Here is a 23,317-nt window from a genome sequence, read left to right on the forward strand (position 1 = left end):
GTCTAGGGCTTGCGCTGCACCACCACCCACCACGGCGTGTAGCGCGCCACGCGCAAGGGCAAGGTCGCGGCCAGCACATCGAGCGCGCGATCGGTGTCGTCGAGCGGAAAAACGCCCGAAACCCGCAGACCTTCGAGCGCCTGGGCGTCGAAGCGTATGCGGCCAGGCCGGTGGCGTTCGAGCACCGCCAGCACCTCGGCCACGGGCCGGTTTTCGACAGCCCACTGGTTCTGGGTCCAGGCATCTGTGTCCGCGGCGTCGCGCGTCTCGACAGTGCCCAGGCCCTTGGCGTCCAGGCGCAGCTGCTGTCCGGGCCGCAGCTGACGGCAATCCACGCCAGTGAAGGCGCAGACCTCGACTTGCGATTCGAGCACCGCCACCAGCGTCGAATCGGCTTCGCGGCTCACGATATAGCGCGTGCCCAACGCGCGCGCCGTGCCTTGCGGCGTCTCGACCAGGAAAGGCCGCGCGGGGTCGCGCGCCACATCGACCAGCACCGCGCCCTGGCGCAGCACAATGCGCCGGGCGTCGGCGCCATAGCGCACATCGGCCGCCGAGCCGCTGTCGAGCGTGATGCGGCTGTCGTCGGGCAGTTGCACCACGCGGCGCTCGCCCGCGCCGCTGCGTACATCAGCGAGCCAGTAGGCCACGGGCTGCTGCATGGGCGCGGTCAGCGCCAGCAAGACCAGGACGGTGCCAGCGCTCCAGGCCGCGACGGCGCGCTGGCGCAGACGCCGGCGTGCATGCGCGGCCGCGGCCGTGCCGGCATCGATCGCGGCGCGTGTGGCCGCGCGCGGCAGGCCCGCCGAGTCGCCAAAGCCGTCCCACAGCGCGCACATGCGCTGCCATGCGACTTCGTGCGCCGGGTGTTCGCTGCGCCAGCGCGCGCAGGCCGCGCGCTCGGCGTCCGTGGCCTCGGGCGCGTGCAGCTGCCCTATCCAGAACGCCGCGCGCTCCACCATCGCCCGCGTGGGCTCGGTCATCGCGCCGCGGCCATGCCGTGCTGCACCGCGTAGCAATGCACCATGGCCTGGGCCACATATTGTTTGACGCGGCTGACCGAAACGCCCAGCAGCGCGGCGATGTCGGCCTGGGGCATTTCTTCGAGGCGGTACAGCAGGAACGCCTGGCGCGCCTTGTCGGAAAGCCCGTCGAGCAGCGCAGCCAGCGCGACCAGCGTCTGCACGGCCTGCAGCAGCTGATCGGGCGCGGCCACTTCGCACTCCAGCGGAGCGACCATGGCCAGGGCTTCAAGGCAGGCGCGTTCGACTTCGCGCCGGCGCGCCTGGCTGATCACGATGCGCGTGGCCGTGGTGGTGAGAAACGCGCGCGGCTCGCGCAGCGCTGCGAGGTTCTCCAGCGTGCCGCGCTGCAACGCCACAAGAATGCGTTCGAACGTGTCGTGCGCCACATCGGCTGCGTTGTGCGGGCAATGCAGCTTGCGGCGCAGCCACCCCAGCAGCCAGGGATGGTGCGAAACATACAAGGTCTGCAGGTCGGGGGTGGGGAGAGGAGACGGCACGGGGTCGGCGACGGACAAGCTTCTTGCAAATGAGATGTATTCTTATTGCAATAAGTCTTTTCCGTGACCTTGGCGGCGAGTGCAGCGCGCATACAACAGCGGGCGCGCAGCGACTATGCTTGGCATATGGACCGCAAGACTCTGCTCATCGTCTACCACTCGCTCACCGACGGCACGCGCCAGATGGCCCAGGCAGCGCACGATGGCGCGGCGGCCGAAGCCAGCGTCACCGTGCGCCTGCTGCACGCGCGCGACGCGGGCGCCGACGATGTGCTCGCGGCCGACGGCTATCTCTTCGCCACGCCCGAAAACCTCGCGGCGATCAGCGGCCAGCTCAAGGATTTCTTCGACCGCAGCTATTACGGCGCGCTCGAACGCATCAACGGCCGCCCCTACGCGAGCCTGATCTGCGCGGGCAGCGACGGCAGCAATGCCGCGCGCCAGATCGCGCGCATCGCCACCGGCTGGCGCCTCAAGGCCGTGGCCGAGCCGCTGATCGTCTGCACGCATGCACAGACGCCGGAAGCCATCCTCGCGCCCAAGCGCATCGCTGCTGAAGATCTGGCGCAATGCCGGGCGCTGGGCGAGGCCATGGCGGCGGGGCTCGGGATGGGGGTGTTCTAGTCGGCATATTTCGTTCTGTAGGCTGCCGAGGAAGGCTCTCAAGAAACAGCTTTTTTTGTCAAATAGATCAATGACTTAGAAGGCGGTCGATTTTGGCAAACGGCGGTAAAACTATGAACCGTTCGTGGTGAGCTTGTCGAACCATGAACGGCCCGTTCTCAAGACTTGAGCGCAGGCCGTTCATCCTTCGACAAGCTCAGGACGAACGGGGGGTTAAGGCCCGCTGTTTCTTTTGAATGCCTTGCGAGACTTCGTCTCGCTTACCCCGCTCAGGACGAACGGAATTTCGAGGCCCGCTGTTTCTTTTGAACGCCTTGCGAGACCTCGGCTCGCATACCTCGCTCAGGACGAGCGGAATTGGCAAGCCCTCAGTTTTTTGACGATGCATTGCGCGGCCACTTGTGGCTTGCCTCGCCCAGAACGAATCGAACACGAGGCCAAAAGCGCGCTCAGATCGCCTGCCCCTCCACCGCCGCATACGGCACAAACCCCTGCGCGTTCTCGTTGACCAGCAGCGGCTTGCCGACAAACGGAAACGCGCGCTGCGGGCAGGCGCTGCGTTCGCAGACCTTGCAGCCCATGCCTATGGGCGTGGCCGCATGCGAGCCCTTGAGGTCTAGGCCTTGCGAGTACACCAGCCGCGTCGCGTGCTGCACGTCGCAGCCCAGGCCTATAGAGAACATCTTGCCCGGCGTGCCCCAGCCCGCGCCCGGATGGGAGATGCTGCGCGCGACCCATAAATAAGTGCGGCCGTCGGGCATGCTGGCGAGCTGGGGCAGGATGCGCCCGGGCTGGGCAAAGGCTTCATAGACATTCCACAGCGGACAGGTACCGCCGGTCTTGGAAAAGTGGAAATGCGTGGCCGACTGGCGCTTGGAGATATTGCCCGCGCGATCGACGCGAATGAAGAAGAACGGCACGCCCGGGGCACCGGGCCGCTGCAACGTCGACAACCGATGGCACACGGTCTCGAAGCCCACGCCGAACTGGCGTGCGAGCCGGTCTATGTCGTGGCGCAGCGTTTGCGCGGCCTGCAGGAATTCGCCGTAGGGCAGCACCAGCGCACCGGCAGCGTAATGCGCCAGGCCTATGCGCGCCAGCCGGCGCGTGGCGGGGTCCTGCCAGGTGCCGGTGGCCAGGCATTCGTCGATCAGCGTCTCCATTTCGAGCAGCGCCAGCTGCGTCGCCATCTGGAAGGCCTGCTGGCCCGGCGCGAGCTGGGCCGAGAGAAACAAGATGCGGCTGGCGGCGTCGTAGCGGCGCAGCGGGCCCTGGGTTTCTCGCTCGCTGCGCTGCACATGCACGGCGTGCTGGCTGCGCAGGCGCGCAATCAGCCAGTCGACCAGCGATGCGCCCTGCGCGCCGGCTTCGCCCGCCCAGGCTTCGGCCGCGCGGTCCAGCGCATCGAAGTAATTGCGGTGGGCGAAGAAGAAGTCGCGCACCGCCTCGAACGGCATCTGGCGCAGCGGCGTCGCGGCCCAGTCGTCGCCTTCGGCGCGGCTGTCGCCCAGCCGGGCCGACAGCGCTTCGAGGCGCTGCACATCTTCGGCATGGCGGCGGTGCAGCGCCAGGATGGCCTGGGCCAGTTGCGGCAGCTTGGCCGCGACTTCGCGCAGCTCGGGCTGGGGCACGGCGGGCGCGCCCGGCAGCGCGGCAAACGCATCGCCGAGCTGGGCCAGCACGCGCGCCTCCTCGTCTTCGGAAAACTGCTGGATGTCGACGCCCAGCAGGCGGTGGATCTTGAGCAGCACGGCCACGGTGAACGGGCGCTGGTCCTGCTCGAGCTGGTTCACATAGCTGGGCGACAGCCCCAGCGCGTGGGCCAGCGCGAGCTGCGTCATGCCGCGCTCGGCGCGCAGCGAGCGCAGGCGCACGCCCATGAAAGTCTTGGCCATGACAGCGATCTCCAAAAATTCGCAAACTTCGCAAATTGACGTTTTGTGATTCGCAAAAGTTCGCCAATTCAGGGGTGGCGGCAGCGGGCTCCGTTGCGTAAATTGCGAATCAACGCAAGCCTATCACGACCCCGATGAACACGACCAACGACTTTCTGCGCGCCCTGCCCGGCACGGCGCTCCAATACTGCGACGCACGCGCCGCCGTCGAGGCCCTTTGCCCTGGCGCCTGGGCCGCCCTGCCCTACACGCTGCGCGTACATGCCGAGAATCTGGTGCGCCGCTGCGCGCCCGCGCTGCGCGACCAGGGCCTGCTGCAGATGATCGAGCGCCGCAAGGACCGCGACTTTCCCTGGTTTCCGGCGCGCGTGGTGTGCCACGACATCCTGGGCCAGACCGCGCTGGTCGATCTTGCGGGCCTGCGCGATGCGATTGCCGCGCAAGGCGGCGACCCGGCGCAGGTGAACCCGGTCGTGCCGGTGCAGCTGATCGTCGACCATTCGCTGGCCGTCGAACGCGGCGGCGACGACCCCGACGCTTTTGCAGCCAACCGCGCCATCGAAGACAGGCGCAATGCCGACCGCTTCCACTTCATAGACTGGTGCCAGAAAGCCTTCGAGAACGTCGACGTGGTGCCGCCGGGCAACGGCATCATGCACCAGATCAATCTGGAGCGAATGAGCCCCGTGGTGCAGGTGCAAGGCGGCATCGCCTTCCCCGACACGCTGGTCGGCACCGACAGCCACACTCCCCATGTCGATGCGCTGGGCGTGATGGCCGTGGGCGTGGGCGGGCTCGAAGCCGAAAGCGTGATGCTGGGCCGCGCTGTCTGGATGCGCGTGCCCGACATCGTGGGCGTGCAACTCACGGGCGCGCGCCAGCCGGGCATCACCGCGACCGACATCGTGCTCGCGCTGACCGAATTCCTGCGCGCGCAGAAAGTCGTAGGCAGCTACCTCGAATTCCACGGCGACGGCGTGGCCGGGCTCACGCTGGGCGACCGCGCGACGATTTCCAACATGGCGCCCGAATACGGCGCGACGGCCGCGATGTTCGCCATCGACGCGCAGACGCTGGCCTATCTGCGCCTCACGGGGCGCGAAGCCGCGCAGGTGGCGCTGGTAGAAACCTATGCGCGCCACGCAGGCCTGTGGGCCGATACGCTGGCCGGCGCGGTCTACGACCGGGTGCTGCAGTTCGATCTGGCGGGTGTGGTGCGCTGCATCGCGGGGCCGTCGAACCCGCATGCACGCGTGCCTACATCGGAGCTCGCGGCGCGCGGCATCGCCCAGGAACAGGCGCCGCCGCCAGACGGCCTGATGCCCGATGGCGCGGTGATCATTGCCGCGATCACCAGTTGCACCAACACCAGCAATCCGCGCAACGTGATCGCCGCGGGCCTGCTCGCGCGCAACGCCAACCGGCTGGGGCTCACGCGCAAGCCCTGGGTCAAATCTTCGCTCGCACCGGGCTCGCGCACGGTCGCGCTGTACCTCGAGGCCGCGGGCCTGGACCGCGAACTCGAGCAGCTGGGCTTTGGCATCGTCGGCTTTGCCTGCACCACCTGCAACGGCATGTCGGGCGCGCTCGCGCCGGCCATCGCCCAGGAAATCGATGCGCGCCAGTTGCACACCACGGCCGTGCTTTCAGGCAACCGCAATTTCGACGGACGCATCCACCCGCAGGCGCGCCAGGCCTTCCTGGCCTCGCCGCCGCTGGTCGTCGCCTATGCGCTCGCGGGCAGCATACGTTTCGACATCGAGCGCGACGTGCTGGGCGTGCATGAGGGCCGCGAGATCCGCCTGAGCGACCTCTGGCCCAGCGACCAGGAGATCGATGCCGTGGTGCAGGCCGCGGTCCGGCCCGCGCAGTTCGAGCAGGTCTATGCACCGATGTTCCTGCGCGCCGTCAAGGGCGCGGCCGTCGCGCCGCGCTACGACTGGCGCGCGCAGAGCACCTACATCCGCCGCCCGCCCTACTGGGAAGGCGCGCTCGCGGGGGAGCGCACGCTGCGCGGCATGCGGCCGCTGGCGATCCTGCCCGACAACATCACCACCGACCATCTGTCGCCGTCGAACGCGATCACGCGCGACTCGGCCGCGGGCGACTACCTGGCGCGCATGGGCCTGCCGGAAGACGATTTCAACTCCTACGCGACCCACCGCGGCGACCACCTCACGGCCCAGCGCGCCACGCTGGCGAACCCGCAGCTGCGCAACGAAATGGTGAGCGATGACCAGGGCAAGACGCGCCAAGGGTCGCTGGCGCGAATCGAGCCCGAAGGCCATGTGCTGCGCATGTGGGAAGCGATAGAAATCTATATGGCGCGCCGCCAGCCGCTGATCATCATCGCCGGCGCCGACTACGGCCAGGGATCGTCGCGCGACTGGGCGGCCAAGGGCGTGCGGCTCGCGGGCGTCGAAGTGGTGGCGGCCGAAGGCTTCGAGCGCATACACCGCACCAACCTGATAGGCATGGGCGTGCTGCCGCTGCAGTTCCTGCCGGGCTGCGACCGCCACACGCTGGCGCTCGACGGCACGGAAACCTATGACGTGCTGGGCATGCGCGCGCCCAGCGCCACGCTGGTGCTGCGCATCACGCGCCGCGACGGCCGCCAGCAGGACGTGCGCATGCAATGCCGGCTCGACACCGCCGAGGAACTTTCGATCTACGAAGCCGGCGGCGTGCTGCAGCGCTTCGCCCAGGATTTCCTGCAACGCAGCGCCACCGCTCCCTCCGCTCCCCACCGCCAACCCGCATTCCAGGAGAACTGACATGACCCTCGCCCTCGCCAGCGCCCACAACGCTCCCAAGCCCAAGAAATCCGTCGCGCTGTCCGGCGTCACCGCCGGCAACACCGCGCTGTGCACCGTGGGCAAGACTGGCAACGACCTGCACTACCGCGGCTACGACATTCTCGATATCGCCGAAGTCTGCACCTTCGAGGAAATCGCCCACCTGCTGGTGCACGGCAAGCTGCCCACGCGCGCAGAACTCAAGGCCTACAAGGCCAGGCTCAAGGCCATGCGCGGCCTGCCGGCCAGCGTCAAGGACGCGCTGGAACAGCTGCCCGCCAACGCCCACCCCATGGACGTGATGCGCACCGGCGTGTCGACGCTGGGCTGCGTGCTGCCCGAAAAGGACGACCACAACACGCCCGGGGCGCGCGACATCGCCGACCGGCTGATGGCCTGCCTGGGCTCGATGCTGCTGTACTGGTACCACTGGAGCACGCAGGGCAAGCGCATCGACGTGGAAACCGACGACGACTCGATAGGCGCGCATTTCCTGCACCTGTTGCACGGCGAAAAGCCCAGCGCGGCCTGGGAGCGCGCCATGCACACCTCGCTCAATCTCTACGCCGAGCACGAGTTCAATGCCTCGACCTTCACCGCGCGCGTGGTCGCGGGCACGGGCAGCGACATGCACTCGGCGATCACGGGCGCGATAGGTGCGCTGCGCGGCCCCAAGCATGGCGGCGCCAACGAAGTCGCGTTCGAAATTCAGAAGCGCTATGCGAGTCCCGACGAAGCCGAGGCCGACATCCGCCGGCGCGTCGAGGCCAAGGAAGTGGTCATAGGCTTCGGCCACCCGGTCTACACCGTGAGCGACCCGCGCAACACCATCATCAAGCGCGTCGCCGAGGAGCTGTCGCTGCAGGCGGGCAACACCAAGATGTATGCCATCGCCGAGCGCCTCGAGGCCGTGATGTGGGACAGCAAGCGCATGTTCCCCAACCTCGACTGGTTCAGCGCCGTGAGCTATCACATGATGGGCGTGCCCACGGCCATGTTCACGCCGCTGTTCGTGATCGCGCGCACCAGCGGCTGGGCCGCGCATGTGATCGAGCAGCGCCAGGACAACAAGATCATCCGTCCCAGCGCCCATTACACGGGCCCCGACGATCTCGCGTTCGTGCCCATCGATCAGCGGCAGTGAGCGTCGACAACGGCGATGCCGCCAATCGCGGACCACGGCTTTTCCCGCATGCCTGCGCTGCCTAACATCGGCGCATGCCTACCGATGAAGCCATCACCAAATTCGATCAGTCCCGTGCCCAGGAGTACGCCACCCAGAGCCGCATCGCGCTGGCCGGCTACGACGCCTGCCATGAACTCGCGGCCTGCCTGCTGTCCGCCCATCTGGGCACGGGCGACGCGCGCATTCTGGTCGGCGGCGCCGGCGGCACGGGCCAGGAAATCATCAGCGCCGCGCAGTTGCAGTCCGGCTGGCAATTCGTTGCCGTCGACCCCGCGCAGACCATGCTCGATACCGCGCTGGAACGCATCGCCCAGGCCGGCCTTGCCGACCGTGTGACGCCGTTCGTGGGCACGCTGAACGCGCTGCCCGCGAGCGCGCCGTTCGACGCGGCCACGCTGATCGGCGTGCTCCATCACCTGCCCTTGCAGCAGGCCAAGCAAGACATCCTGCACGCCATGGCCGAGCGGCTGCGGCCCGGTGCGCCTTTCATCCTGGCCTGCAATCGCTGCGCCTACGAATCGCAGCCGCTGTTTCTCGCCGCATGGGCGCAGCGCTGGCGCATGGCGGGGGCCAGCGACGCCGAAGTCGAGGCCAAGCTGGGCAAGATACGCCAGGGCGCGGTGCCGCCGGCCTCGGAAGCCGAAGTCGAGTCGCTGCTGCACGCCGCGGGCTTTCGCCAGCCCATGCGGTTCTTCTCCAGCCTGTTCTGGAGCGCGTGGATCGCGTTCAAGAGCCCTGCGGGTTCATTCGCCATGTGAGTCCAGCGTCATCAACGACGCATTGCCGCCGGCAGCGGCCGTGTTGGTGCTGACCGCGCGCTCGATCAGCAGGCGCTCCAGCGGCACCGGCGCGTCGTCGCTGCCCAGGTGCACCACGGCCAGCAGCGGGCCGGCGCGGGCCTGCAGCCGCAGCTGCAGCGCGCGCAGCGATTCGGCCGTGCCCGCATGCAGCACGGCGTCGGCGCGCAGCCGGTTCTCGGCCAGCGCCTGGGCCCAGGCGATGACCAGCACCAATTCATGGGTGACGCTGGCCGGCAGCCGCGCCGCCAGCGCCGCATGCTCGGCCGGCCACACGGACTTGCCGCCCACGGCCAGCACCGCCGCGAGCTGCAGCAGCAGACCGTAGGCATTGGTCGCCAGGCACAGCGTCGCGGGCCGCGCCATGAGCCGGTAGCGATTGCACTCTCCCGTGGGGCCGGGCAGCAGCACATCGAGATCGGCGGGCGACTGGCTGGCATAGAGCGCGCAGCGCTGCTCGAGCTGGTGCATCGCCGCCCCGCCCTGAGCGCGCGCCCATTGCTGCAGCGCCTGCAATGCCGGGCGCGCAGCCGATGCCTGGCGCGGCAGGGGCGCCAGCGCGCCGCGCAGTACCAGTTCGCGCGTGTCGGCCGGATGGCGCGCGAGCAGCCGGCGCAGATACAGCGGCCCGCCCGCCTTGGGGCCGGTGCCCGACAGGCCTTCGCCGCCGAACGGCTGCACGCCGACCACGGCGCCGATGATGTTGCGGTTGATATAGAGATTGCCCGCACGGCATGCGGCCGTGACCTGGGCCGCCGTGCTGCCCAATCGCGAATGCAGGCCCTGGGTCAGGCCATAGCCGGTGGCGTTGATCTGGGCCAGCAGGCTTTCGAAGCGCGCGCGCGGGTAGCGCAGCACATGCAGCACCGGCCCGAACACTTCGCGCCCGAGTTCCGCGATGCGCTCGATCTCGATGACGGTCGGGGCGACAAAGCTGCCCCGGGTCGCGACCTCGGCGGCCAGCGCCGCCTGGCGCACGACAGCGCCCTTGGCCTGGAACGTGACGATATGCTCGGCGATCTCGGCCTGGGCGCATCCATCGATCACCGGCCCCACATCGGTCGCGAGGCGCTGCGGGTCGCCCACCTGCAGCTGCTGCAGCGCCCCATCGAGCATCTGCAGCAGACGGTCGGCGCAGTCTTCCTGCACACACAGAATGCGCAGCGCCGAACAGCGCTGGCCCGCGCTGTCAAAAGCCGAGGCCAGCACATCGGGCACGACCTGTTCGAGCAGGGCCGACGAGTCGACGAACATTGCGTTCTGCCCACCGGTTTCGGCGATCAGCACCACGGGCTGGCCGTCGGGGCGCAGCCGCTGGTCCAGCGTGCGCGCGAGCTGCTGCGCGACTTCGGTCGAGCCCGTGAACACCACGCCCATCACGCGCGCATCGGCCGCCAGCGCCGCGCCGACGATCGCGCCCGCGCCGGGCAGCAGTTGCAGCGCCTGGACCGGAACGCCCGCCGCGTGCAACAGCGCCACGGCCTGGGCGGCGATCAGCGGCGTCTGCCGGGCCGGCTTGGCCAGCACGGTATTGCCCGCGGCCAGCGCGGCCGCTATCTGCCCGGTGAAGATCGACAGCGGAAAATTCCAGGGGCTGATGCAGACCACGGGCCCCAGCGGCACATGCGTGTCGTTGTGGAAATCGCGCTCGACCTGGGTCGCGTAATAGCGCAGAAAGTCGACCGCCTCGCGCACTTCGGCCAGCGCATTGGCCGCGGTCTTGCCGGCTTCGCGCACCATCAGCGCCATCAACGACAGGGTCTGGGCTTCATAGGCATCGGCCGCGCGCAGCAGGCACTGCGCGCGCACGGGCGCAGCGGTACCCGACCACGCCGCAAAGCCGGCGCTGGCCTGGGCCAAGGCCGACTCGATCTGCGCGTCGTCGGTCTCCTGCACTTCACCGACGATCTCGTCATGCTGTGCGGGATTGCGCACCACCAGGCGCGAGCCGGTCGAGGCCTGCGGCCGCGCGAGCACGGGGCCGGCCTGTGCGCGCCTGGCCTGGGCCAGCACGCGCGCAAAGGCCTGCAAGCTCGCTTCATCGCTCAGATCGAGCCCGCGCGAATTTGCGCGCTGCGCGCCGAACAGCGCGCGCGGCAAGGGAATGCGCGGATGGGCAGCGCCGAACACGCCCTCGCGCGCGGCCGCGGCATCGACGCTTTCCACGGGCGAGCGCAGCAGCCCGGCCAGCGCCCTGGCCGGGTCGGCCACCTGGTTCACAAACGAGGAATTGGCGCCGTTTTCAAGCAGCCGCCGCGCCAGATAGGCCAGCAGATGGGAATGGTCGCCCACGGGCGCATAGATGCGGCACGAGCGCGCGAGTCCGCCGCGGCCCACGACCTGTTCGTACAGCGGCTCGCCCATGCCGTGCAGACACTGGAATTCGTAGTCGGCCTGCGGGTACTCGGCAGCGGCCAGGTGGTAGACCGTGGCCAGCGTGAGCGCGTTGTGGGTCGCGAACTGCGGGTAGACCGCGTCGGGCGCGGCCAGCAGCTGGCGCGCGCAGGCGATGTAGGCCACATCGGTATGCGCCTTGCGCGTGAACACCGGGTAGCCGTCCAGCCCCTCGACCTGGGCGCGCTTGATCTCGCTGTCCCAGTAAGCACCCTTGACCAGGCGCAGCAGCAGCCGGTGCTGGCTGCGGCGTGCGAGATCGAGCACATAGTCGACCGCGCTCGCGCAGCGCTTCTGGTAGGCCTGCAGCACAAAGCCCAGGCCGTTCCAGCCCGCGAGTTCGGGCGCAAGGCACAGCTTTTCGAACAAATCCAGCGACAGCTCCAGCCGCTCGCTTTCTTCTGCATCGATATGGATGGCGATGTCATAGCGCCGCGCCGCGACCGCCAGCCGCAGCAGGCGCGGGTACAGCTCGGTCATGACGCGCTGGCGCTGGGCGCGCGCATAGCGCGGGTGCAGCGCCGACAGCTTGATCGACAGGCCGGGGCCGGCAAGAAGGCCGCGCCCCATCGCCGCCCGGCCTATGGCGTCGATCGCATGGGCGTACGACGCCAGATAGTGCTGCGCCTGCGCTTCGGTCAGCGCGGCTTCACCCAGCATGTCATAGGAATGGCCAAAGCCCTGGGCTTCGCGCGCGCGCGCATCGGCCAGTGCTTGCTCAATCGATTCGCCGGCGACAAATTGCCGCGCCATCAGGCGCACCGCCGTGTCGACCGCGGCGCGCACCAGCGGCTGGGCGCCTTTCGCGCCCAGCCGGTGCAAGGCCGCACCCAGGCTGGCGTTCGCGGGCGCCGCGACGAGCTTGCCCGTGGCCAGCAGCCCCCAGGCAGCGGCGTTGACGAACAGCCGCGGGCTTTGGCCCAGATGGGCCTGCCAATGGCCGCGGCCTATCTTGTCGCGAATCAACGCATCGCGCGTGGCAGCGTCGGGAATGCGCAGCAGGGCTTCGGCCACGCACATCAGCGCCAGGCCTTCGGGCGAAGACAGCGAAAACTGCTGCAGCATGCCCTGGACCAGGCCGGCCTGCAAGGAGCCGCCGCGCGCACGCATGCCGCGCGTGAGCCGGCTGGCGGTGGCTTGCACCGCCTGTGCGAGCGCGGGCGGCAGGCGCGCCTGGGCCAGCAAAGGCGCGAGCGCCTGGGGTTCGGTCAGCGCCTGGGCCTGCGCAATCGCCTGGCGCAGCGGCGAATCCATCGCGTCGCGCGGCGCAAATGCGGGCGCCGCAAAAGTCGAGTCGGGCATGGCTTTGCGAACGCCGCCCCATGGCCTGGCAGGGGCTGCGCCCGCCCTCCTTGCGAAGTACCCCTCCAGCGTACGCCTTTTTGCTTGCGGCGATAAGAGCCGCTAACACGACCCAGCAAATCGAAGATTTGCGGTTGATGCTAGGCGCGGTGCCGCAGGCAGTGCAAGTAGCACGACAAGGCGACGCAACGACGCAGCAAGGGTTGTGTTGGCGGCTCTAAGCATGCCGCGCGGCACTGTGGGGTGTCAGGCTATTCCCACCACCTTGTGGGTCTGGATCGACAGCCGCCATTGCGGATGGGCCATGCAGTAGTCGATCGCCAGGCGCGTGTTGCGCTGCTGGTCGGGGCCGTCCATGGGCTGCAGGAAATGGTGGGTGAACGCCAGATCGGCGAACTGCTCGGGCATGGCGCCGGGCTGGGGGAAGACCAGCTTCAGCTCCGAGCCCGCGGTCAACACCAGCGGCGCGCCGGCCTTGGGGCTCACGCAGATCCAGTCCAGGCCCTGGGGCGCGGGCTGGGTGCCGTTGGTTTCGACGGCAATCTCGAAACCCACGGCATGCAGTGCATCGACCACGGCCTGGTCGAGCTGCATCAGCGGCTCGCCGCCCGTGCAGACCACCAGCGGCTTGCCCGAAGGCGAAGCGGGCCACAGCGACTTCACTTTTTCCGCCAGCGCCTGGGCCGTGGCGAACTTGCCGCCGCCCTCGCCGTCGGTGCCGACGAAATCGGTGTCGCAGAACTGGCAAATGGCCTTGGCGCGGTCCTTTTCGCGGCCCGTCCAGAGATTGCAGCCCGCAAAGCGGCAGAACACCGCCGCGCGCCCGGCCTGACCGCCCTCGCCTTGCAGCGTGTAGAAGATTTCCTTGACGGAATAGGTCATGCTGCCACTCCTTGCACCGCGACCAGCGCGCCGCAGCCGCGGGTTTCGAACAGGTCCACGCCGTCGAGCTGCGGCAGATCGGCGCGCGCCTGGGCCAGAATCCATTGCGCCAGGCTTGCGGTATCGCAGTCTTCGAGGCCGGCGATCTCGTGCAGCGGTCGGTGGTCCAGCGCCTTGAACAAGGGGTTGAACAATTCCTTCACATCGCCGAAGTCCACGGTCCAGCCCATGATCTGGTCCAGCGGCGCGCTCAAATGCAGGCGCAGCGTATAGGTGTGACCATGCAGCCGGCGGTGCACGCTGCCTTCGGGCGCGCGGCGCAGCTGGCGCGCGCTGTCGAGCGTGAGGTCCTTCCAGATGCGGTAGTGCCGGCCGTCGAAGCGCGCGCCGCAGGACGCGGTCTCGTAGACGGTGACCAGCGCCAGCGAAGGCAGCTGTGCCTGCAGCCGCTGCCAGATCCAGCTCGACATCATTTCGCTGGTCGGGTTCTCGAGCCCCGCCAGTTCGTTGAGGCAGGCGTAGTGCAAGGCATGCTGCAGCGGTGCCCAGACCGCGTCGAGGCGGTCGTAATCGACGCCGTCCTGGGCGCGCGCCTGCACGATGACTTCGAAGCCATGGCCGTGCATGCGTCCGCACTTGTGGCCTTCGGGCACATTGGGCAGTTGGTGCGCCGACTGGAACACATAGCGGCGCCAGACATGGGCCTGGCCCGCGGCGTCGAGCAGCGCGCCCTGGCGGTCGGTGCTGTCGATGCCGATTTCCATCTGGCCCAGCGCCGGGTCGGCCAGTTGCGCGGCAAGCCAGCGCGCGATGTTGATATCGCTGGGATCGGCCAGTTGCTCGTTCAGATGGCGATAGTCCAGCGGCGCCAGGGCCGCGGTCAGGCTTTGCTGCAGCTTTTCAACTTCGCCGCCGGGAAAATCCGCCCAGCCGGCTTCTATGGCGCATTGGACGCGGGCGGTGAAGCCATGCCCATGCAGGCGGGATGCCGGGTGCGCTGGCGCGTGCCCGGTCAGCTGCCGCGCCGCCTCGAAAGGGGCTGCAGCAGCATGGAAAGTCTTGGTATTCATTGCACTCAATCAAAACAGCAAACCAGCAGGGGTGGCCGGCGCAGACCGGCATTGTGCCTGCCATGCCATGACCTCGGAGGGCGCACGGCTCCTTCGCCCGGCATGGCCCCCCGATACACGCGCTATTTGCAGGGGTGGTCGCCGCGATACAGCTGCCATTCATCGACCAGCGAGCCGTCGGGCAGGAAGCACAGCGCTTCGCGGCCCTCGGCCGTGTAGCCCAGCAGCGTGCGCCCGCCGCGCGCATGGCAATGGCTGGTCGCAGGATTGACCAGGCCAGCAGGCCGTATCGGCTGGGGCGCGCAGGCCGCCAGCAGGCATGCAGCGCCCATAGCGACAGCGCTTTTCATCAGATACCGGGCCATGGTTTCTTCTCTCTGCACGGACATAGTCCCCCTATGATGGAAATTCAGGGGCCTTGGCAATGCCAGACACATGCACCTTGTCGTGCACGCCCCGTTCCGCAGGAGGTGCAATGGTGGCTTGGCGTAGCGCCGCGCGCGGGCGCTGCAGACGAAGTGCGGTCGGCGGCCTGCTGGTGCTGCTGGCGGGCTGCGCGCTGCGGCCCGTGCCGCCGCTGTCGCCCGTGGACACGGCTTTTTCCGAATGCCTGCAATTCTTTCCCGCGCAGACCCCGCCCGTGGTGCCGGGCGCGCCCGCGCTGCGCGAGCTGTGCTACAGCGCGTTCGCGGTGCTGCACAGCGGTGAATCCAAGACGCCAGTATTCGTTGCCGAACACCTCGACCGGGCGATGATCAACGCCGCGCGCGGGCAAAAGCGCAGCGACCGCTTCTTTGCCGATGCGCGCCTGCCCGAGGGCGAACGCGCCGAACTCGCCGATTACCGAGGTTCGGGCTATTCGCGCGGCCATATGGCGCCGGCCGGCGACATGAGCACGCCCGATGCGATGGCCCAAAGCTTCAGCCTCGCCAACATGGTGCCCCAGGACCAGATCTTCAACGCCGGCGCCTGGTCTGAAATCGAGCAGCACACACGCCAGTACGTGCTGCGCGCCCAGGCCGACGTGTATGTCTTCACGGGCCCGGTGTTCGCCGCCCAGGCCCCGACCATAGGCCCGGGCAAGGTGCAGGTGCCCAGCCATCTGTTCAAGCTGGTCTACGACCCCTGCAGCGGCAAGAGCTGGGCCCACTGGATGGCCAACGAGGCCAGCACCACGGCCCTGGCGCCCATCAGCTACGACGAACTGGTGCGGCGCACGCGCATTCGTTTTCTGCCGCCTGCCGCGCGCGCGATGCAGGCCGGCGCCGGCTGCACGCGGCACCAGGCACACGACGCGCATGTGAGCAGATAGCCCATGGTTTGCGCCGCGCACGGGCACGCGCACAGCACGCCCGGGTGGCGAGCCTCGCCGTTACACGCTAGAGTCTGCAGTAGTGCCTCTTCGACGTTCACCACCGATTTCAACCCGCCTTGTTTCAATGCAAAGGAGTCAGCAGTGCCCAAGAAACCCGTCGCCATCGCCGCAACCCAGGCCCACACCATCAATATCGGCATCTCGGCCAAGGACCGCCAGGCCATTGCCGAAGGCCTGTCGCGCCTGCTGGCAGACAACTACACGCTGTACCTGACCACGCACAACTTCCACTGGAACGTGACCGGGCCTATGTTCAACAGCCTGCACCAGATGTTCATGCTGCAGTACACCGAGCTGTGGAATGCCGCCGACCTGATTGCCGAACGCATACGCGCGCTGGGCCATGTCGCGCCGGGCTCGTACGCGCAGTACGGCCAGCTCACGTCGCTCGACGACGCGCCCATCAAGCCGCCCTCGGCGCTCGAAATGGTGCGCATTCTGGTGAACGGCCACGAAGCCGTGGCGCGCACCGCGCGCGCCCTGTTTCCCGTCGCCGACAAGGCCGCAGACGAGCCCACCGCCGATCTGCTGACGCAGCGCCTGTCGGTGCATGAACAGACGGCCTGGATGCTGCGCTCGCTGCTCGAAGAATAACGAGCCCAGCGCCCCATCGACTCACTCCGAAACCGGCCCCTGGCCCGGCGCGCAGGAGCCGGTTTCAATCATGTGGGTGAGCTGCCTTGCCACGCGCTCGCGCAGCTGCGCAGACAGCGGCTCGTTCGACAGCGCTTCATAGACCCACATGCCGTCGGCGGCCAGGCGCGCGACGAAGCGCGCCAGCGCGTCGGCATCATCGAGCGCTTCGGGCACGGGCGCCGCCCAGCGCGCCATCACGCCATCCCAGGGGTTGCTCAGCTGGGGCGAACCCAATGCATCGAGCATGAACAGCAGTTCAGCGCGGGTCGCGCTTTGCGCGCAGGTGCGCGCGTAGGCGATATGGCGCTCATTGGGCGTGGCCTCCTGCGCCGGCTTGCCCGCGCTCTCGAGCAGGCTGGCTTCCCACTGCTGGGCAAGGTGGTCGTGAATCGCCTGGATCAGGGCTTCGCGCGAGCGGAAGTGGTACATCATGCCGCCGCGCGTGACGCCGGCCTCGGCCGCGACGGCGTCGAATGTCACGCCGGTCACGCCGTCGCGCTGGATGACGCCGATTGCGGCGTCGAGAATCTTGCTGCGGTTGCTGGTGCGCATGGTGAATTCCTCTGTTCTCAATGGGCGCCGGTGCTGAACGATTCCGAGCCCGGGCCGTGGCGGCGCAGCAGCACGGCCGTGGCAAGCGTGCCCATGAGCAGCACGCCGGCGATCACATACATCACGACAAGATAGCTGCGATCGTAAGCGCGCGACGCGGCCTCGATGATCGCCGGCCCCGTCACGCTGTCAGCATCGGCCAGCGCCAAGGCCTGGGCCAGGCCCGCGCGCGCGGCTTGCGGGGCGCCGGCCGGAAGTTGCACGCCGGCCGAATAGAGCACGGCCAGCAGGCTGCCGAGCAAGGCCACGGCGATCAGGCTGCCAAACTCATAGGACACCTCCTCGACCGACGACGCCATGCCCGCGCGCTGCGCGGGCGCGTTGCCGACAATCGCGCTCGAAGCCACCGACATCACCGCGCCCAGGCCGAAGCCCGTCAGCACCAGGCCGGCAATCATCCAGCCCAGGCTCGCATCCAGGCCGAAGATGGTGAGCAGCACGCCCAGCAGCGCCACCAGCAGGCCGCCGCCGATCAGCGGCAGCAGGCCGGTGCGGTGCAGCACCGCGCCGCCGATCACGCCGCTGGGCAAGGCACCCAAGGCGATGCTTGAGACCAGCAGCCCGGCCTGCAACGGGCTGAAACCCGCGACCAACTGAAAGCGCTGCGTGGTGATCAGTTGCACGCCGCCGATGGTGAACATCGCGAACGCCGCGGCCAGCACGCCGGCCAGAAACGCGCGATTGCGAAAGATCGCAAAATCGAGCAATGGATACGGCAGGCGCGCCTGGCGCCGCGCGAACAGCAGGCCCGCGATCAAGGCCACGCCCAGCGCCGCGCCCGCCGAGGGCCACGACGGCGGCGCATGCGCGGCCTGCTTGATCGCGAAGACCAGGCCCGACAGCGCGACCAGCACCTGCAGCGACGACAGCAGATCCCAGGGCCTGGAAGCGTCGGGCGTGCTGCGCGGCGTGTACACCAGCGCGGCGATGAACGCCGCAATCACCACGGGAACGTTGATCAGGAACACCGCGCCCCACCAGAAGTGCGCGAGCAGCAAGCCTCCCGCGATGGGGCCAAGCGCGCCGCCCACAATGGAAATGCTGCCCCAGATGGCGATCGCCATGTTGCGTTCGCGCTGGTCTTCGAACGTGATGCGGATCAGCGCCAGCGTCGCCGGCATCATGGCCGCCGCGCCCACGGCCAGCAGCCCGCGTGCGCCAATCAGCAGCGCGGGGCTGGGCGCGAAGGCGGCGATCACCGACGCCGCGCCGAACACCACCAGACCGCCGAGAAACATCTGGCGATGGCCTATGCGATCGCCCAGCGTGCCCGCGCCCAGCAACAGGCCGGCCATCACCAGCGGGTAGGCGTTGATGATCCACAGCCCCTGGGTATTGCTGGCCCCGAGTTCGCGCACCAGCGTGGGCAGCGCGGTGTAGAGCACGGAGTTGTCGAGGGTGATCAGCAGCAGTGCGGCTGCGACGGTGATCAGCACTTTCCAGCGTCGATTGTCGGTGGACATGGGTCAATTTTCTTTCGGATCGGGTTCATAACTATACATTCTTGAATGTTAAGTTTCAAACCCGATCGGAAAGCCCGCGCATGAAAAAGGCCACCCTCAGGTGGCCTGTGCACGGGGGCCGCAATTGCGGCCCCGCCCTCGCTTTTACTTCTTGTCAGGCAAGGCGTAGGCGATCACATAGTCGCCGCGGTCGGGCGACTGACGTGCGCCGCCGGCCGAGATGACCACGTACTGCTTGCCGGTCTTGGGCGACTTGTAGGTCATTGGCGTGCCCTGGCTGCCCACGGGCAGGCGCTGCTTCCACACTTCCTTGCCTGAGGCGGTGTCGAGCGCGCGCAGGTAGTAGTCTTGCGTGCCGGCGAAGAACACCAGATTGCCCTGGGTCGCGACCGAGCCGCCCAGCGTGGGCATGCCGACTTCCATGGGAAGCAGCATCTTGATGCCGAACGGGCCGGTGTCCTGCACCGTGCCCAGAGGCACCTGCCACGCGACCTTTTGCGTTTTCAGGTCGATCGCGGTCATGGTGCCGAAAGGCGGCTTCTGGCAAGGGATCTGCAGCGCCGACAGGAAGCGGTTCTTCATCACCGAGTAAGGCGTGCCGCCCAGCGGCACCTGGCCCATGCCGACGTTGGGCGCTTCGCCGCCGTCGGACAGCTTGTCATTCTTTTTCTGCTCGACCATGGTGACCCACAGGCCCAGGCGCATGTCGTTGACGAACAGCAGGTTGTTGTTCGGATCGGTAGACAGACCGCCCCAGTTCATGCCGCCCAGCGAGCCGGGGAACGACAGCGACTTGTCGGTGTCGGGCACGGTGTACAGGCCGTCGTAGCGCATACCCTTGAAGTCGATGCGGCACAGCAGCTGGTCGAACGGCGTGGCGCCCCACATGTCGGACTCGGTCAGCGTCTGCGCGCCGATTTGCGGCATGCCCACGGAGAACGGCTGGGTCTTGGAGTAGTGCTCGCCCGCGATGCGGCCGGGCTTGACTTCACGTTCTTCGACGGCGGTCAGCGGCTTGCCCGTGACGCGGTCCAGCACGTAGATCTGGCCGGCCTTGGTGGCGACGACCACGGCCGGCACCTTGCTGCCGTCAGGCTTGGGGAAGTCGATCAGCGAAGGCGCCATGGGAACGTCGAAGTCCCACAGGTCGTTGTGCACGGTCTGGTAGACCCACTTTTCCTTGCCGGTCGCGGCGTCGAGCGCCAGCACCGAAGCACCGTACTTGCGATCGAGTTCGCTGCGCGTCGCGCCGTACAGATCGACCGAAGCCGAACCCACGGGCAGGAACACGGCGTTCATCGTCGGGTCGTACGAAATGCCGGCCCAGACGTTGGGCGTGGAACGCTGAAAGTTCTGGTCGGCGTTCAAGGGCGCGTTGGGGTTGTCGGTGCCCGGATCGAAGTGCCACAGCATCTTGCCGCTGATCACGTCGAAGGCGCGCATCACGCCGCCGGGCATGTCGACTTGGACGTTGTCGGCCACACGGCCGCCGACCACGATGGCGGTGCCGGCCACGGTGGGCGCGGACGTCATGGTGTAGAACGCCTTGTTGGCGATGTTGCCCAGGCCGGCCTTGAGGTCGACCTGGCCCTTGTCGCCGAACTCGGCGCACATTTCGCCGTTGTCGGCGTTGATCGCGACCAGGCGCGCGTCAATGGTGTTCATCACCACGCGGCGCTCGCAACCGCCCGAGGCGGGCAGCGACACGGGCGTCACGGGGCTGGAGCCCGCGACCGTGGGCGCGGCGATCGCGGCGTTCACGTCGAAATACGCGAGACCGCGGCAGCGTTCCCAGACGCCGCCCACGGACGCGTTGAAGTCACGGCGCCACAGTTGCTTGCCGGTGTCGACGTCGAGCGCGATCACGTTGTTGTGCGGGGTGCAGACGAACAGCTTGTCGCCCACTTGCATGGGCGTCAGCTGGTCTTCGGAGCCCGCGCCCGTCGACTGGGGAATGTCGCCATGCTGAAAGGTCCAGGCCACGGCCAGCTGGCCGACGTTGGACGCATTGATCTGGTCGAGCGCGGCAAAGCGCTGCGTGCCGGCGTCATTGCCATAATGGGCCCAGTCTTTTTGCTCGGAACCGGGTTGCACGGGGATCTGCTGGGCCGCGGGTGCGGAGGCCACCACTTCGGGGTGCTTGACGAACATGCCGCCAAAGCCGATCACGCCCAGCACCAGCAGCACGCCGCCTATGGCCGCGCCCTGCGCACGCGCGGGCGCGAGGCCTTGCGCGCGGCGCAGCAGCGGCAAGGTGAACGCGACCACGGCGCCCAGGAACACCAGCGCCAGCAGGCGCGAGATCAGGCCCCAGAAGTCGAGGCCCACATCGGCGAGCGCCCAGACCACGGTACCGGCCAATGCGGCCAGATAAAGCCAGGCACCCGAACTGCGGCCGCGGCCCACCTGCACCGCGGCGGCGGTGATGACCAGGCCTGCGAGCACGAAGTACCAGCTACCGCCTCGCGTCGCCAACACGGCGCCGCCAATGGTCAGGAACAGGCCGGCTGCGAGCAGCAACAGTGCCAAGGCATACAGCCAGACACGCCAACCGCCGAGCGGCGGAATTGTTTTTGTTTTCAAGGCTCAACTCCCATTCAGTCAACATGGATTGTTAGGCGCCATGCAACAGGCACAGCCACCCCATACTGATCAACAGGCAATTTTCGCCATTAGCATTCACCCCTGGCTGCGGCGAGGTCAATTAGGGTATACCCATGGCCCTCGCAGTCCAAAGCGTTCGCCAACGAAAAAACCCCGGCTGCTTGCGCAACCGGGGTTTGAATCTTGGCAGGGGAAGAAGGACTCGAACCTTCGCATGCTGGAATCAAAATCCAGTGCCTTAACCAACTTGGCGACTCCCCTTCAATGCCCGCAATCATAGCATCGCCAAAATGGGGCAAAAATGAAATTCAGCGAAAAATTCACAAAAATTTCATTCCTGCGTTCCGGCCGACCTCAATCCAGCTTGGCGCCCGAGATCCGGATCACCTCGGCCCAGACCGGGCGCTCCTTCTTGGCCAGATCGAACAGCGCCTGGCGCGGGCCCACATTCACTTCATAGGCCTGGCTGTTCAACTGCTGCTTGACGACCGGCGAAGACAGCGCCTTGTTGAACGCCGCGTTCAGGAAGTCGAGAATCTTGGCGTCGACGCCCGCGGGCGCGATATAGCCGTTCCAGGCCACGGCCTGGTAGCCCGTGAGCCCGGTTTCGGCCAGGGTCGGCAGCTTGGGCAGGCGGCTGTCGCGCGCCGCGCCGGTCACGGCCAGCGCCGTCAGCTTGTCGCCCTTGAGATGGGGCGCGATCGAGGTGATGTTCTCGAACACCAGATCGACTTCGCCGCGCAGCAGCGCCAGATCCGCTTCGAGCCCGCCCTTGTAGGGCACGTGCACGATGGACACGCCGGCCATGCTCTTGAACATCTCGGCGCTCAGGTGGCCCGTCGTGCCGTTGCCGCCCGAGCCCACGGTGAGCTTGCCCGGCTGCTGCTTGGCCAGCGCGATCAGGCCGGCAACGTCTTTCACGCCCAGGCTGCTGCGCACGGCCAGCACGTTCTGCACGCCGCCGATCAAGGTGATGGGCGCGAGCTGTTTGTCGGCGTCATAGGGCAGCTTCTGGTACAGCGACTGGTTGATCGCCAGCGTCGCGACGTTCGCGAAACCGATGGTGTAGCCATCGGCCGGTGCATTCGCCACCGCCTGCGTGCCGATGATGCCCGATGCGCCCACCCGGTTCATCACCACCACGGGCTGGCCGATGTCGCGGCTCACCGATTCGGCCAGCAGGCGCGAGACGATGTCGGGCGTGGTGCCGGCGTTGAACGGCACGATCAGCGTGATCGGCTTGTCGGGAAACGCTGCGTGGGCATGGCTGCAAAGCGCCAGCGCCGCGAGCGGCGCCGCAAGGCTCTTGAGCAGCAGACGGCGGGAAGACGAGAGAGAGGGTGCGGAAAACAACATGGTGGGGACTTTCTGAAACGCGGTGAACAGAGGGCTTTCGGTCTCCTGGGCGACGCTGCACCGCTGGGCGGTGGCGTCGGCCTCGTTGTTCTGGGATTCGGGTTCAGGCATCGGTGCGGGCGATCACGGACTGCAGCAGCGCCATGTCGACGTTGCCGCCCGACAGCACGACCACAGCGCTTTGGCCGTCGAGCCGCAGGTGGCCCGCGAGCAGCGCGGCCAGCGCCACGCTGCCGCCGGGCTCGACCAGCAGGTGCAGCTCTTCGAGCGCAAAGCGCATGGCGCGCGCGACTTCGTCGTCGGTCACCGCCACGGCTCCGGTCAGCAGCGGCTGGTTGATGGAGAACGGCAGCTCGGCGGGCGTAGCGGCCTGCAGCGCGTCGCACAGCGTGCGTGCGCCGGCCGCATTGGTTTCGCGCCGGCCGCTGGCCAGCGAGCGCACGGTGTCGTCGAAGGCCGCGGGCTCGACGGCGACGCGGCGCGCGTTCGGACTCAGCGCATCGAGCGTGAGGCAGCAGCCGGCCATCAGGCCGCCGCCGCCGCAGGGCGCGGCGAACAGGCCCAGCGTTTCGGCCACGCCCGCGGGCAGGTCCTGCAGCGCTTCGAGCGCCACCGTGCCCTGGGCCGCGAGCACCTGCGGGTGATCGCCGGGAGGCACCAGCGTGCCGCCGGTCTCGGCCAAAAGACGCATGCCTATGTCTTCGCGGCTTTCCTTCTCGCGGTCGTAATGCACGACCTGCGCGCCCTGGGCCAGCGCGCGCGCCACCTTGTTCCTGGGCGCGTCAACGGGCATCACGATGGTGG

At 67.9% G+C, this 23,317-nt stretch carries 18 protein-coding genes and 1 tRNA gene; 6 read left to right on the plus strand and 13 right to left on the minus strand.

Features of this window, described 5'->3' with window-relative positions:
• Positions 1-2: 2 nt before the first annotated feature.
• Together KHY18_RS17360 and KHY18_RS17365 are read right to left on the minus strand one after the other, a co-directional pair.
• On the minus strand, positions 3-983 hold the full coding sequence (locus tag KHY18_RS17360; protein ID WP_213302588.1) for a FecR family protein: 981 nt from the start codon (positions 981-983) through the stop codon (positions 3-5).
• Positions 980-1,522, minus strand: coding sequence for a sigma-70 family RNA polymerase sigma factor (locus KHY18_RS17365; RefSeq protein WP_213302590.1), 543 nt, complete (start codon positions 1,520-1,522; stop codon positions 980-982). Before KHY18_RS17365 ends, KHY18_RS17360 begins: the two co-directional genes overlap by 4 nt.
• 126 nt (positions 1,523-1,648) lie before the next feature.
• Between KHY18_RS17365 and KHY18_RS17370 the strand changes: the two genes are divergently transcribed.
• Entirely contained in the window at positions 1,649-2,146 is a 498-nt protein-coding gene (locus tag KHY18_RS17370; RefSeq protein ID WP_213302592.1) for a flavodoxin family protein, read from the plus strand.
• A gap of 449 nt (positions 2,147-2,595) precedes the next feature.
• Here KHY18_RS17370 and KHY18_RS17375 read toward each other — a convergent pair whose 3' ends face one another.
• Positions 2,596-4,041 carry a short-chain fatty acyl-CoA regulator family protein gene (locus tag KHY18_RS17375; protein WP_213302594.1) on the minus strand — a complete coding sequence of 482 codons (1,446 nt, stop codon included), beginning with the start codon at positions 4,039-4,041 and terminating at the stop codon, positions 2,596-2,598.
• Between the two features lie 134 nt (positions 4,042-4,175).
• Between KHY18_RS17375 and acnD the strand changes: the two genes are divergently transcribed.
• From acnD to KHY18_RS17390, 3 genes are all read left to right on the plus strand, one after another.
• Complete coding sequence (gene acnD, locus KHY18_RS17380; protein ID WP_213302596.1) at positions 4,176-6,815, plus strand: Fe/S-dependent 2-methylisocitrate dehydratase AcnD; 2,640 nt, start codon at positions 4,176-4,178, stop codon at positions 6,813-6,815.
• 1 nt (position 6,816) lies between these two features.
• A complete protein-coding gene (gene prpC, locus KHY18_RS17385; RefSeq protein WP_213302598.1) occupies positions 6,817-7,980 on the plus strand; it encodes a bifunctional 2-methylcitrate synthase/citrate synthase in 1,164 nt (387 codons plus the stop codon).
• 74 nt (positions 7,981-8,054) lie between these two features.
• Positions 8,055-8,780 carry a class I SAM-dependent methyltransferase gene (locus KHY18_RS17390; RefSeq protein WP_213302600.1) on the plus strand — a complete coding sequence of 242 codons (726 nt, stop codon included), beginning with the start codon at positions 8,055-8,057 and terminating at the stop codon, positions 8,778-8,780.
• On the opposite strand, the gene putA is transcribed toward KHY18_RS17390, so the two are convergent.
• The 4 genes from putA to KHY18_RS17410 all read right to left on the minus strand — a co-directional run bounded on the left by putA (position 8,766) and on the right by KHY18_RS17410 (position 14,799).
• The gene (putA, locus tag KHY18_RS17395) at positions 8,766-12,515 is read right to left on the minus strand and encodes a trifunctional transcriptional regulator/proline dehydrogenase/L-glutamate gamma-semialdehyde dehydrogenase (RefSeq protein ID WP_213302603.1); all 3,750 of its coding nucleotides are present in this window, start codon (positions 12,513-12,515) and stop codon (positions 8,766-8,768) included. The genes KHY18_RS17390 and putA overlap by 15 nt on opposite strands.
• Positions 12,516-12,761: 246 nt before the next feature.
• A complete protein-coding gene (gene queE, locus KHY18_RS17400; RefSeq protein ID WP_213302607.1) occupies positions 12,762-13,397 on the minus strand; it encodes a 7-carboxy-7-deazaguanine synthase in 636 nt (211 codons plus the stop codon).
• Positions 13,394-14,467, minus strand: coding sequence for a 6-carboxytetrahydropterin synthase (locus tag KHY18_RS17405; RefSeq protein ID WP_213302610.1), 1,074 nt, complete (start codon positions 14,465-14,467; stop codon positions 13,394-13,396). Before KHY18_RS17405 ends, queE begins: the two co-directional genes overlap by 4 nt.
• A 122-nt stretch (positions 14,468-14,589) precedes the next feature.
• Positions 14,590-14,799 carry a putative hemolysin gene (locus KHY18_RS17410; RefSeq protein ID WP_213302613.1) on the minus strand — a complete coding sequence of 70 codons (210 nt, stop codon included), beginning with the start codon at positions 14,797-14,799 and terminating at the stop codon, positions 14,590-14,592.
• 143 nt (positions 14,800-14,942) lie between these two features.
• Between KHY18_RS17410 and KHY18_RS17415 the strand changes: the two genes are divergently transcribed.
• Together KHY18_RS17415 and KHY18_RS17420 are read left to right on the plus strand one after the other, a co-directional pair.
• Positions 14,943-15,779 (plus strand): DNA/RNA non-specific endonuclease, encoded by an 837-nt coding sequence (locus tag KHY18_RS17415; protein WP_249729191.1) that lies wholly within the window; start codon positions 14,943-14,945, stop codon positions 15,777-15,779.
• Positions 15,780-15,923: 144 nt separating this feature from the next.
• The gene (locus KHY18_RS17420; RefSeq protein WP_349630311.1) at positions 15,924-16,436 is read left to right on the plus strand and encodes a Dps family protein; all 513 of its coding nucleotides are present in this window, start codon (positions 15,924-15,926) and stop codon (positions 16,434-16,436) included.
• A 21-nt stretch (positions 16,437-16,457) separates the two neighbouring features.
• Here KHY18_RS17420 and KHY18_RS17425 read toward each other — a convergent pair whose 3' ends face one another.
• From KHY18_RS17425 to KHY18_RS17450, 6 genes are all read right to left on the minus strand, one after another.
• On the minus strand, positions 16,458-17,030 hold the full coding sequence (locus KHY18_RS17425; protein WP_213302619.1) for a TetR/AcrR family transcriptional regulator: 573 nt from the start codon (positions 17,028-17,030) through the stop codon (positions 16,458-16,460).
• 17 nt (positions 17,031-17,047) lie between these two features.
• Positions 17,048-18,553, minus strand: coding sequence for an MFS transporter (locus KHY18_RS17430; protein ID WP_213302622.1), 1,506 nt, complete (start codon positions 18,551-18,553; stop codon positions 17,048-17,050).
• Positions 18,554-18,697: 144 nt separating this feature from the next.
• Positions 18,698-21,136, minus strand: coding sequence for a membrane-bound PQQ-dependent dehydrogenase, glucose/quinate/shikimate family (locus KHY18_RS17435; protein ID WP_213302625.1), 2,439 nt, complete (start codon positions 21,134-21,136; stop codon positions 18,698-18,700).
• Positions 21,137-21,341: 205 nt separating this feature from the next.
• Positions 21,342-21,418: transfer RNA gene (locus KHY18_RS17440), tRNA-Gln, on the minus strand.
• 93 nt (positions 21,419-21,511) lie between these two features.
• Positions 21,512-22,513 (minus strand): Bug family tripartite tricarboxylate transporter substrate binding protein, encoded by a 1,002-nt coding sequence (locus tag KHY18_RS17445; protein WP_213302628.1) that lies wholly within the window; start codon positions 22,511-22,513, stop codon positions 21,512-21,514.
• Positions 22,514-22,616: 103 nt separating this feature from the next.
• A partial coding sequence (locus KHY18_RS17450) for a threonine ammonia-lyase (protein WP_213302631.1) occupies positions 22,617-23,317 on the minus strand: 701 nt, incomplete at its 5' end.

The sequence above is a fragment of the Acidovorax sp. CCYZU-2555 genome (assembly GCF_018413525.1).
Taxonomy (GTDB): Bacteria; Pseudomonadota; Gammaproteobacteria; order Burkholderiales; family Burkholderiaceae_C; genus Comamonas.

What these genes read in the sequence shown, in the direction of transcription:
- KHY18_RS17375 (WP_213302594.1), bottom strand. Translation starts at nt 4,041, where the DNA reads ATGGCCAAGACTTTCATGGGCGTGCGCCTGCGCTCGCTGCGCGCCGAG.
- putA (WP_213302603.1), bottom strand. Translation starts at nt 12,515, where the DNA reads ATGCCCGACTCGACTTTTGCGGCGCCCGCATTTGCGCCGCGCGACGCG.
- KHY18_RS17370 (WP_213302592.1), top strand. Translation starts at nt 1,649, where the DNA reads ATGGACCGCAAGACTCTGCTCATCGTCTACCACTCGCTCACCGACGGC.
- KHY18_RS17410 (WP_213302613.1), bottom strand. Translation starts at nt 14,799, where the DNA reads ATGGGCGCTGCATGCCTGCTGGCGGCCTGCGCGCCCCAGCCGATACGG.
- KHY18_RS17360 (WP_213302588.1), bottom strand. Translation starts at nt 983, where the DNA reads ATGACCGAGCCCACGCGGGCGATGGTGGAGCGCGCGGCGTTCTGGATA.
- KHY18_RS17390 (WP_213302600.1), top strand. Translation starts at nt 8,055, where the DNA reads ATGCCTACCGATGAAGCCATCACCAAATTCGATCAGTCCCGTGCCCAG.
- KHY18_RS17425 (WP_213302619.1), bottom strand. Translation starts at nt 17,030, where the DNA reads ATGCGCACCAGCAACCGCAGCAAGATTCTCGACGCCGCAATCGGCGTC.
- queE (WP_213302607.1), bottom strand. Translation starts at nt 13,397, where the DNA reads ATGACCTATTCCGTCAAGGAAATCTTCTACACGCTGCAAGGCGAGGGC.
- KHY18_RS17430 (WP_213302622.1), bottom strand. Translation starts at nt 18,553, where the DNA reads ATGTCCACCGACAATCGACGCTGGAAAGTGCTGATCACCGTCGCAGCC.
- KHY18_RS17405 (WP_213302610.1), bottom strand. Translation starts at nt 14,467, where the DNA reads ATGAATACCAAGACTTTCCATGCTGCTGCAGCCCCTTTCGAGGCGGCG.
- KHY18_RS17415 (WP_249729191.1), top strand. Translation starts at nt 14,943, where the DNA reads ATGGTGGCTTGGCGTAGCGCCGCGCGCGGGCGCTGCAGACGAAGTGCG.
- acnD (WP_213302596.1), top strand. Translation starts at nt 4,176, where the DNA reads ATGAACACGACCAACGACTTTCTGCGCGCCCTGCCCGGCACGGCGCTC.
- prpC (WP_213302598.1), top strand. Translation starts at nt 6,817, where the DNA reads ATGACCCTCGCCCTCGCCAGCGCCCACAACGCTCCCAAGCCCAAGAAA.
- KHY18_RS17445 (WP_213302628.1), bottom strand. Translation starts at nt 22,513, where the DNA reads ATGTTGTTTTCCGCACCCTCTCTCTCGTCTTCCCGCCGTCTGCTGCTC.